The organism is Actinoplanes sp. NPDC051633 (assembly GCF_040681735.1).
Lineage (GTDB): Bacteria > Actinomycetota > Actinomycetes > Mycobacteriales > Micromonosporaceae > Actinoplanes.
This window is the reverse complement of the sequence record NZ_JBFAZH010000172.1, coordinates 1-9,705: the sequence shown is the minus strand read 5'-3', so window position 1 is coordinate 9,705 and position 9,705 is coordinate 1. Positions and strand designations below refer to the sequence as shown.

At 71.3% G+C, this 9,705-nt stretch carries 10 protein-coding genes and 1 pseudogene; 7 read left to right on the top strand and 4 right to left on the bottom strand.

Annotated features, from left to right (window positions below):
- Window positions 1–813 (bottom strand): dihydrodipicolinate synthase family protein (locus AB0M20_RS12820; RefSeq protein ID WP_364297514.1); only part of this gene is annotated, 813 nt, incomplete at its 3' end.
- A gap of 128 nt (window positions 814–941) precedes the next feature.
- On the opposite strand from AB0M20_RS12820, the gene AB0M20_RS12815 reads away from it, so the two are divergent.
- A complete protein-coding gene (locus tag AB0M20_RS12815) occupies window positions 942–2,099 on the top strand; it encodes a hypothetical protein (protein ID WP_364297512.1) in 1,158 nt (385 codons plus the stop codon).
- 81 nt (window positions 2,100–2,180) lie between these two features.
- Window positions 2,181–3,422 (top strand): serine hydrolase domain-containing protein, encoded by a 1,242-nt coding sequence (locus tag AB0M20_RS12810; RefSeq protein WP_364297510.1) that lies wholly within the window; start codon window positions 2,181–2,183, stop codon window positions 3,420–3,422.
- Here the strand turns inward: AB0M20_RS12810 and AB0M20_RS12805 are convergent.
- Window positions 3,320–4,096, bottom strand: coding sequence for a SemiSWEET transporter (locus AB0M20_RS12805; protein WP_364297508.1), 777 nt, complete (start codon window positions 4,094–4,096; stop codon window positions 3,320–3,322). The two genes, AB0M20_RS12810 and AB0M20_RS12805, sit on opposite strands and share 103 nt — an antisense overlap.
- Before the next feature lie 127 nt (window positions 4,097–4,223).
- Here AB0M20_RS12805 and AB0M20_RS12800 point away from each other — a divergent pair, with 127 nt between their 5' ends.
- Window positions 4,224–5,171, top strand: coding sequence for a helix-turn-helix domain-containing protein (locus tag AB0M20_RS12800; RefSeq protein ID WP_364297506.1), 948 nt, complete (start codon window positions 4,224–4,226; stop codon window positions 5,169–5,171).
- Window positions 5,172–5,304: 133 nt separating this feature from the next.
- On the opposite strand, the pseudogene AB0M20_RS12795 reads toward AB0M20_RS12800, so the two are convergent.
- Together AB0M20_RS12795 and ligD are read right to left on the bottom strand one after the other, a co-directional pair.
- Window positions 5,305–5,616, bottom strand: a pseudogene (locus AB0M20_RS12795) (DUF1905 domain-containing protein); the annotation flags it as partial.
- A 117-nt stretch (window positions 5,617–5,733) separates the two neighbouring features.
- A complete protein-coding gene (gene ligD, locus AB0M20_RS12790; protein ID WP_364297504.1) occupies window positions 5,734–6,696 on the bottom strand; it encodes a non-homologous end-joining DNA ligase in 963 nt (320 codons plus the stop codon).
- 147 nt (window positions 6,697–6,843) lie between these two features.
- On the opposite strand from ligD, the gene AB0M20_RS12785 reads away from it, so the two are divergent.
- The 4 genes from AB0M20_RS12785 to AB0M20_RS12770 form a co-directional block, all read left to right on the top strand.
- Entirely contained in the window at window positions 6,844–8,262 is a 1,419-nt protein-coding gene (locus tag AB0M20_RS12785) for an FAD-binding oxidoreductase (RefSeq protein ID WP_364297502.1), read from the top strand.
- A gap of 1 nt (window position 8,263) precedes the next feature.
- Window positions 8,264–8,617, top strand: coding sequence for a nuclear transport factor 2 family protein (locus AB0M20_RS12780; protein ID WP_364297500.1), 354 nt, complete (start codon window positions 8,264–8,266; stop codon window positions 8,615–8,617).
- Window positions 8,614–9,498 carry a VOC family protein gene (locus AB0M20_RS12775; RefSeq protein WP_364297498.1) on the top strand — a complete coding sequence of 295 codons (885 nt, stop codon included), beginning with the start codon at window positions 8,614–8,616 and terminating at the stop codon, window positions 9,496–9,498. Before AB0M20_RS12780 ends, AB0M20_RS12775 begins: the two co-directional genes overlap by 4 nt.
- The coding region (locus AB0M20_RS12770; protein ID WP_364297496.1) for an alpha/beta fold hydrolase at window positions 9,495–9,705 on the top strand (211 nt) is incomplete at its 3' end. The genes AB0M20_RS12775 and AB0M20_RS12770, both read left to right, overlap by 4 nt.

Sequence of the window (9,705 nt, the reverse complement as noted above, 5' to 3'; positions counted from 1 at the left end):
ACCCCCCACCCCCGGCCCCGGGGGGCGCCGCCGGGCGGGTACCCGCGCACCCCTTTTTGGGGGGAGGGGCCCCGGCCCGCCCCCGTGGCCCCGGGGGGCATTCGCCCCCCCCCGCCCGGCCTTGTAGCCGGCCTCGGTGCGGATGACCTGCCGCTGGGCGTCCGCGTCGCCCGCCCAGGCCGAGATGCACAACTCGGGTACGACGTTCGCGACCGCCAGGATCGCACCGGTGGCGCCGAGCCAGGACGCGTACCCGGTCAGCGCCGACGCGCCCACGTAGACGGCGCCGGCCCAGTCGAGGTCGAGCTCCGCGGCCAGCCGGACCGGCTGGCCGGACGAGTCCTTGACGCCCTGCACCGGCAGGCTCGCGAGCAGGTCGAGCGGCACCGGGCCGCCGGCCACGCCCGGATAGTGGTACGCCAGGACCGGCACGCCGCCGGCCGCGTCGGCGACCCGCCGGTAGTACTCCGCGACGTCGCCGCCGAGCCGGGGCGGCGCCACCAGCACTGCGTCGGCGCCCGCCTTGACCACCGCCTCGGTGCGCGTCACCGCCTGGCCGTGCCACTCGCCGCTGCTGCCGCAGAGCACCGGCACACCGGGGCACGCCTCCTTGACCGCGGCGACCAGCTCGACCCGCTCCGCGTCGGAGAGTGCCGCCGCCTCGCCGGTGCTGCCCGCCACGACGACGGCCTTGATCCCCCGTTCCACCAGGCCGGCGGCGTGCGTCCCGGTCTCGGCGGCCAGCAGCCGGCCCTCGTCGTCGAAGAGCGTGACGGCGGCGACCGCGGGCCCGGTCCACATCGGTTGCGGCATGAGAGTCCTCCCGCTCGGCGGTAAGCGTCCGTTCCCATCCTCTCGCACCGGCTGGTCAGCAGCGATCGGAGAGGAAAGCTGACCCGACCGCCGTATCCGAAGCCTGTCCCTGGCCCTACCATCGGGCGGTGCGAATTCCTCGGATTGCGGCGACGGCGCTGGTCAGCGGGCTGCTGATCGCCTCCTGCGGCAACGACGACACCCCCGTGCCGACGGCGACCTTCGTGGCCCCAGCGGCGCCGTCGGCCGCCGCGCCGTCCGCGCTGTCGCCCTCGGCCGCGCCGAAGCCCTCCGTCAAGCCGTCGGCGTCGCCGAAGAAAGCCGCCGCCCGCACCCTGCCCAAGCCGGGCAACCCGGCCGGCGGCGCGTCGATCCCGTCCGAGGCGGCGGCCGTGGACACGAGTAAGCCGGATCGTGTGATCGGCCGTGGCACCCCGAAGAGCTGCACCTCGAACGCCGTGGTCGAGGCGGTCGCGGCCGGCGGGGTCATCACGTTCGACTGCGGCCCGGCGCCGGTGACCATCACGATGACGCGTACCGCGAAGATCAGGAACGCGAACGGCCCGCGCATCGTGCTCGACGGCGGCGGCCGGGTGACGCTGAGCGGCGGCGGCAAGCGGCGGATCCTCTACATGAACACGTGCGACGCGGCGCAGGGCCACACCACCTCGCACTGCCAGGACCAGGACAGCCCGCGGCTGACCGTGCAGAACCTGGTGTTCTCCAACGGCAACAGCACGGGCGAGAAGCAGGAGGGCGGCGGTGGCGGCGCCATCTTCGTCCGCGGCGGCCGGGTGAAGGTGGTGAACTCCCGGTTCGTCGGCAACCGCTGCGACACGACCGGCCCCGACCTGGGCGGCGCGGCGCTGCGCGTGCTGGACCAGTCCGGCGACAAACCGGTGTACGTCGTGAACAGCACGTTCACCGGCGGCCAGTGCTCGAACGGCGCGGCGCTCAGCAGCATCGGCGTGTCCTGGACGGTGCTGAACAGCGTCTTCACCGACAACCGGGCGATCGGCCGGGGCGCGAACCCGGCGCGGGCCGGCACCCCGGGCGGCGGCAGCGGCGGCGCGATCTACGCCGACGGCAACCGGTTCACGGTCACGCTGAACGGCACGATCGTCCGCGACAACAACGCCCGGGAGGGCGGCGGCGCCATCTTCTTCGTGAGCAACGACCGCACCGGCACCCTCACCATCAAGAACTCGAGCTTGAAGAGGAACCGGAGCCAGGGCTTCGAGAACTCCCCGGGCGTCTTCTTCCTGGGCGCCGAGCTCAACCGATAGCGAGACCGGTAGTGCCAGCACCACCATCATCGGGTAGTCAGCGGCAATGACCGCACCGGACAATCTCGACATGCTCGATGCATGACGACGACGAAGAGGATCACCGCGGTCGTGCTGACCGCAGCAGCGGCCCTGGCCGGTCCCGGCGCGATCACCGCGGCTGCCGCCACGACCGATGCGCGGCCGGCGGCGATCGGCACCACGGCGCACGACCGCCCGATGCGCGAGGTCGCCCGGCAGGTGCTGGCGGCCGGCGCCCCCGGGTACGTGGCCCGGATCGACGACGGCCACCGGGTCGCCACCACGGTTGCCGGGGTCGCGGACATCGCCACCCGGCGGCCGATCACCGCACGCGACCAGTTCGAGGTCGGCAGCAACACGAAGACGTTCATGGCGACGCTGGCCCTGCAGCTGGTGGACCGGGGACGGCTCGAGCTGAGCGCGCCGGTTTCGCGATACCTGCCCGGCGTCGTGCCGAACGGGCGGAACATCACCGTCCGGATGCTGCTCAACCACACCAGCGGCCTGTTCAGCTACACGGCCGACCCGGAGTTCTTCCGCACGATGGAGCAGGACCCGCAGCACGTCTCCACCGAGCGGGAACTGCTCGACGTGGCGTTCCGGCACGAGCCGAACTTCGCGCCGGGCACGAGCTGGTCGTACTCCAACACCAACTACACGCTGATCGGGATGATCCTGCAGAAGCTGACCGGCCGGACCCTGCCCGACCTCGTCGAGCACCGCATCGCCCGTCCGCTCGGCCTCCGGCACACCTACTTCGCCGACCCCAGGGCGACGAACACCGGACCGGGGTACGCCCACGGGTACGCGGTCAAGTTCTCGGGCGAGCGCCCGGTCCACACCGACACGTCGAGCTGGCCGATCGGCGGCTGGGGCGGCGCCGCCGGTGCGGTCATCTCCACCCAGGACGACCTGTCCCGGTTCTTCGCCGCCGTGCTCAAGGGAAAGCTGTTCTCCGATCGGCAGCTGCGGCAGATGAAGACCACAGTGGACAGCCCGGAGAGCTTCGGCATCGCCGGCGCCTACGGCCTCGGCCTGATCAGGATCGAGTCGCCGTGCGGAACGGTGTGGGGCCACGGCGGCGACACGATGGGCCACCACAGCACGGCGGTGGCCTCCGCCGACGGCCGGCGCACCGCGGTCAGCGACACCACGGCCGAGCCGGGTGACGCCGAACCGAACGCCGGCGTGACCCGCTACTACGAGGTCGCCGTGGCCGCGGAGAGCGTGACGATCTGCGAGATGCTCGACAAGCCCGTACCGGCCGCCGTCTGGCAAGCCCTGCGGGGCGCCAAGAAGTAAGACGGAGAAAGCACGGACCGGCCACGGTTCGCCGACACGCGGTCGGCGGGCCGTGGCCGGGCCGGGGCCGGGGTGCGGCGCAGCCAGAGCAGCGTGCACACGATCAGGGCGCTCGTCAGGCCCGCCGACGCGGACAGCCATACGCCGGGCTGGGCCGTCGCCAGCCCGTACACGAACCAGGAAGCGCATGCACCCGCGCCCAGCCGCCAGCGCAGCGGCGACAACCCGCTCAGGTCCTGCGTCCGGTCGCGCAGCAGCGACAGCGGCTGCGGCACCGCCGCGAGGATCGCCGTCACCGCCAGCACCCCGCCCAGTGCCTTCGCGGCCGGCAGACCGCCGAACGACGCCGCCAGGCCGGCCGCGGCCAGCACCGCGATCGCACCCGCCGCGCTACCCGCCAGCGCCTTCCGTGTGCGCAGCGACGGCTGCGTCACCAGCAGCGCCACCAGCAGCGCGAAGCCCGCCGCCCCGGTCACGATGTTCGTCAGCACCTGCAGGCGGTCCCCGATCAGCAGGCCGTAGGTGATCCAGCCGATCGGCATCGCCACACCGAGCCAGCAGGCGGTGGCGGAGAGTCCGGTCGTGCGGCGGCCGACGCAGGAGCGCCAGATCTGCGGCCAGGGGAGGGTCATCGAGAGCGCGGCGCCGAGGCAGCCGAGGGCAGAGATGTACATGATCCGTTCCGGGTCGGTGATGGAGACTCCTGTCCCATCGCCGGGGAACCGGACGGACTGACCGCATCGGCGCGTGACGGTCCTAACGTTGAGAAGCAACCCTTTCGCACCTCAGTACTCTGTCGGCATGTCAGGGGGCGAAGTACTGCCGCCGGATCTGCAACACGCCTATCGGTTGCTGGTCCGGAACTCCGGCACGGACGCGGCGGGCCTCGCGGACGATGCCGGTGTCACGGTGGCCGAGGCGGCCGCGCTGCTCGAGGCCCTGCACGAGAAGGGCCTGGCGACGCCGGGCCCGCTGTTCCATGCGATGCCGCCGGACATCGCGCTGGGCGAGGTGCTGCTGCGCCGGCAGCAGGAGTTGCAGGCCGAGCGGCAGATGATGGCGGCGCTCAGCGAGGACTACCGGGTCCACACGCGGCGACGCAGCGTCGAGCACCTGGTCGAGATCGTGGTCGGTGTGCCGGCGTTGCGGCAGCGGCTGCGCGAGATGCAGGACGCGGCCCAGCACGAGATCCTGTGGTTCTGCCGGGCCAATCCGATCGTCATGGCGGGCACGTCGAACACCGAGGAGACTCCGGCGCTCGCGCGGGGCGTGAAGTACCGCGCGATCTACGAACGGGCGCTGCTCGAGATGCCGGGCGAGATGGAGGGCATCCTCGAGGAGATCGACATGGGCGAGGAGGCGCGTACGCTGCCGACGCTGCCGGTCCGGCTGGCCATCGCGGACCGTTCGCTGGCGATCTGCCCGCTGGTGCCGGACGACGACGCGCTCGCGGTGGGCCAGCCGACCGCCGCGCTGATCCGGTCGAGCGAGCTGCTCGACGCGCTGGTCGCCCTCTTCGAGAGCCACTGGGAGCGGGCCATGCCGATCGTGACCGGCAAGCCTGACGAGGAGATCGACACGCTGTTGCTGTCGCTGCTCGTGGCCGGCATGCCGGACAAGTCGATCGCCACCCACCTGGGCGTGAGCCGTCGCACGGTGCAACGCCGGCTGGAGCGGATGATGGATCTGGCCGGTGTGGACACTCGCACGGGTCTGGCGTACCAAGCCTCACGCCGCGGCTGGATCTGAGGTCTAGCGGGCCTTCCCGGCGGCGAGCGTCTCGATCGCCTTGGCGATCCGGCGGGCGCGGGTCTCGGCCGCCTTCGCCGGTGACCGCGTCGACGTGCGCCTTGCGGTGGCTCGGGGCGAGCTTGTCCCACGTCGCCTGCGCCGCGGGCTCGGCGGCCAGGGCAGCCGCCAGGTCCGGCGGCACGTCGACCGTCCGTTCCTGCGTGTCGAGCACGATGTCGAGGTCGAGCACGTCCCCGGCGCTCACCCCGGCGGCTTCGCGGCGCTCGGCGCTGACCCCGAGCCAGTACTCGCCGCCCATCCTCGCGATCGACGACCGGAACTCGTACCCCTGGACCGTCACCACAACCTTGGGCCGGCCGCCCCCGCCGAGCTCGGCCACGAACTCGTCCGGGATCCGGAAACCGGTCGTCCTACCACCCGTGGCCTGCAGCTCCGCCGTCATCCTCATGGCGGTGAGGATAGCGGCGGAGCCCGGCCGCCACCCTCACCCGAAGCCTCCGGTGACCGTCTGTGTCGTCCGATCAGGACCGCTTTGCGCCATGGCGCGAGGTGGACATCGTCACGGGTCGACGTCGGCCGGGCCGGCCAGGCCGGCCCTCTCGTCGCGCTCGGCCCACTCCAGCAGGGTGTCCAGCCGGTGTGCGGTGTCGTCGATGCCGGCGTGCAGGTCGCCGAGCTTCGCGAACCGGGCGGGCACGGTCTGCAACGTGAAGTCGTCGGGCGCCACGTCGGCGATCTCGCCCCACTCGATCGGAGTGGAGACCGTGCCGCGCTGGTTGCCGCGCACCGAGTACGCGCTGGCGATGGTGTGGTCGCGGGCGTTCTGGTTGTAGTCGACGAACAGCGCCTCGGGGTCGCGGTCCTTGCGCCACCACGTGGTCGTGACGTCCTGCGGCGCGCGTCGCTCGACCTCGCGGGCGAAGGCGAGCGCGGCCCGGCGTACGTCACCGAAGCCCCACTCCGGTGCGATCCGGACGTACACGTGCAGCCCGCGCCCGCCGGAGGTCTTCGGAAACCCGGTGATGCCGAGCTCGTCGAGGACCTCGTGCGCGACCCCGGCGACCCGGCGCACCCGGTCGAACGGGCAGTCCGGCATCGGGTCGAGGTCGATGCGCCACTCGTCCGGCTTCTCGGTGTCGGCGCGCCGGCTGTTCCACGGGTGGAACTCGACCGTCGACATCTGCACCGCCCAGATCACGTCGCCGATCTTGGTCACGCAGAGCTCGTCGGCAGTGCGGTTGTATCGCGGGAACTTGATGCGGACCGTCTCCAGCCACGGCGGGGCGCCATGCGGCACGCGTTTCTGGTGCACCTTGTCGCCGGCCAGGCCCTCGGGGAAGCGGTGCATCATGCACGGCCGCTCGCGCAGCGCCCGCACGATGCCCTCGTCGACGCTCAGGTAGTACCGCACGAGATCGAGCTTGGTCAGCCCGAGCTCCGGGAAGTAGACCCGGTCCGGGTTCGACACGCGGACGGTGTGGTGCCCGGCCTCGACTTCGACCGACGGGCTCTTGGTGGCCATGGTCAAACCCTAGCGCCTTGACCACTCCTTGACTCGCCTTCAAAACTGCATACACTTTTGCCCAAGCGAGGCCATCAACCCCACAGGCCCGCTGGTCACGGACCCGCGGGTCCCGCAGCGGCGCGCTCGTTGAGAGGTGATTCCGTCATGACGTCCACGGTCGAAGACAACCTGGCGACCCGCTTGGCCGGGCAACTCGCCGGTTTCCAGGGCGAGATCATCACGCCGGCCGACCCCGCGTACGACCAGGCCCGGCAGCTCTGGAACGGGATGATCGACAAGCGGCCCGGGGTGATCCTGCGGCCGGTCGACGTCGACGACGTGGTGCGCGCGGTCAACGTGTCGCGGGCCAACGGCATCTCCCCCGCCGTCCGCGGCGGCGGGCACTCCGTCTCCGGCCGGGCGATGTCCGAGGGCGGCATCACCATCGACCTGCGCAACCTGCGCCAGGTCACGGTGGACGCCGAGAACCACCTGGCGCACGTGGGCGGCGGCTGCCTGCTCGGGGACGTGGACGCCGCCACCGGACCGGTCGCGCAGATCGTCCCGGCCGGCATCATGTCGGAGACCGGCGTGGCCGGGCTGTCGCTCGGCGGCGGCATCGGCTGGTTCTCCCGCAAGCACGGGCTCACCTGCGACAACTTCGTCTCGCTCGAGGTGGTGCTGGCCAGTGGCGAGGTCGTCGAGGCGTCCGAGACGTCGCACCCCGACCTGTTCTGGGCGCTGCGCGGCGGCGGTGGCGCGTTCGGCATCGTCACCCGCTTCACCTACCGCACGTACGACTTCGGGCCCGAGATGCGCATCGGCGTCTCGCTCTACCAGCCCGAGGACGCGGCCGAGGCGCTGCGCGCGTACGCGAAGATCTATCCCACCCTCGGCCGCGACGTCGGCTGGCACGCCGCCTTCAAACCGCAGATGTCGCCGCTGCCGTTCGTGCCGGCCGAGCTGGTCGGCAAGCCGCTGCTGATGCTGATCGGCATGTACCTGGAGGACGCCCACACGCCCGAGGGCGTCGAGCTCATCGACCGCCTGACCGGCGTCGGCAACCCGTGCGTCAAGGCCGCCACCGTGCTGCCCTTCGGCGCCGGCGTGCAGCACCTGATCGACGACGACTTCCGCGACGGCCACCGCTACTACACCAAGGAAGCCCATCTCGAGGAACTCTCCGACGAGGTGATCGACCGGCTGATCACCTTCTGGAAGGACATGCCACCCGCGCTGGGCGGCGAGATCGAGATCCTCGGCCTGGGCGGCGCGATCCTCGACGTCGCCGAGGAGGACACCGCGTTCTCCAACCGCAACTACGCGATGTGGCTCAACTTCGCGATGTCCTGGGACGACCCGGCCGACGACGAGGACTTCATCTCGCGCTCCCGGGCGATCATCCGCGACCTCAAGCCGTGGACCGGCACAGGGGTCTATCTCAACATGCTCAACGTCGACGAGCTCGACCGCGTGGTCGAGGCGTTCGGCCGGGAGAAGTACGCCCGCCTCGGCCACGTGAAGGCGCAGTACGACCCCGAGAACCTCTTCAGCACCGGATACCAGATCATCCCGGAGAAGTGACATGCGTGACGTGAAACCTATCTTCGACGCCATCGACTCCCAGAACGCCGACGACTTCGTGGCTCACCTGACCGAGGACGTCACCTTCCGCTTCGGCAACGCCGAGCCGGTGCACGGCCGCGCGGCCGTGGCCGAGGCCGTCAACGGCTTCTGGGGCACCATCGGCGGCCTGACCCACCACGTCCTCAACACGTGGGACGTCGCCGACACGACGATCTGCCAGATCGACGTGGAGTACAAGCGGCTGGACGGCAACACCGTGGTGACGCCCAACGCGGACATCCTCGTGTTCGACGGAGACCTCGTGAAGAACTGGCAGATCTACATCGACGTCGCCCCCGTCTACGCGCCATGATCCAGCTCACCGACATCGCGTACGTCCGCAGCGGCGTTGCCGACCTGGACAAAGCGGTGAGCTTCGCGACCGAGATCGTGGGGCTGGAGCTCGCGGCCTCGACCGAGGAAGGCGTGGCGCACCTGCGGGCGGATGCCCGGCACCACTGCCTGTCCCTGGTCGAGGGCCGTTCCGGGGTGATCGCCTCCGGCTTCCAGGTGGCCGACGCCGACGCCCTGGCCGCGGCGGAGACCGAGCTGGAGGGGGCCGGCCACCGGGTCGTCCGGGGTGACCGGGAGGCCGCCCGCAGCCGCCGGGTGCGCGACTTCATCGGCTTCGACGACCCGTTCGGCAACCACATCGAGCTGGTCAGCCAGCAGGAGAGCATCACCCGCCCGGTGCGCTTCGGGCGGGAGGCGGGCATCACCGAGTTCGGCCATCTCTGCCTGGACGCGCCGGACGTGCACGAGGCGTACCGGTTCTGGAACACGCGCTTCAACGCCCGCGTCTCCGACTGGATCGGTGACAAGGCGTGCCTGCTGCGGATCGACCCGGTGCACCACAAGATGGCCGTGTTCCAGGCCGACGGTCCGGGGCTGTGCCACATGAACTTCCAGGTGGCCACCATCGACGACGTCTTCCGCAACTGGCACTTCCTGGTCGAACAGGGCGTCGAGATCGAGATGGGCCCGGGCCGGCACCCGCAGTCCACCGCGGTGTTCCTCTACTTCCTCGGCCCGGAGGGCTTCACGTACGAGTACTCGTTCGGCGTCCGCCGGATCGAGGACGAGGCGGCGTGGCGCCCCCGGACCTTCGACCCGGACGAGCCCGGCTCGATCGACATGTGGCTCGGCCCGACCCGCCGCACCGTTTCTCAGGCGCAATTGGGAGCGCCCTCGTGACGGTCGATGTGGGTGGCGTGCCGACCGCCGTGCTGGACACCGGGCCCGTGGAGGGGGTGGAGCCGCCGGTGCTGCTGCTGCACGGCTCCGGGCCCGGTGTCAGCGCGCAGGCCAACTGGCGGCCGATCATTCCGGCGCTGTCGAAGTCGCGCCGGGTGATCGCGCCGGACCAGCTCGGTTTCGGGGGTACGGCGGACGGCTCGTCCC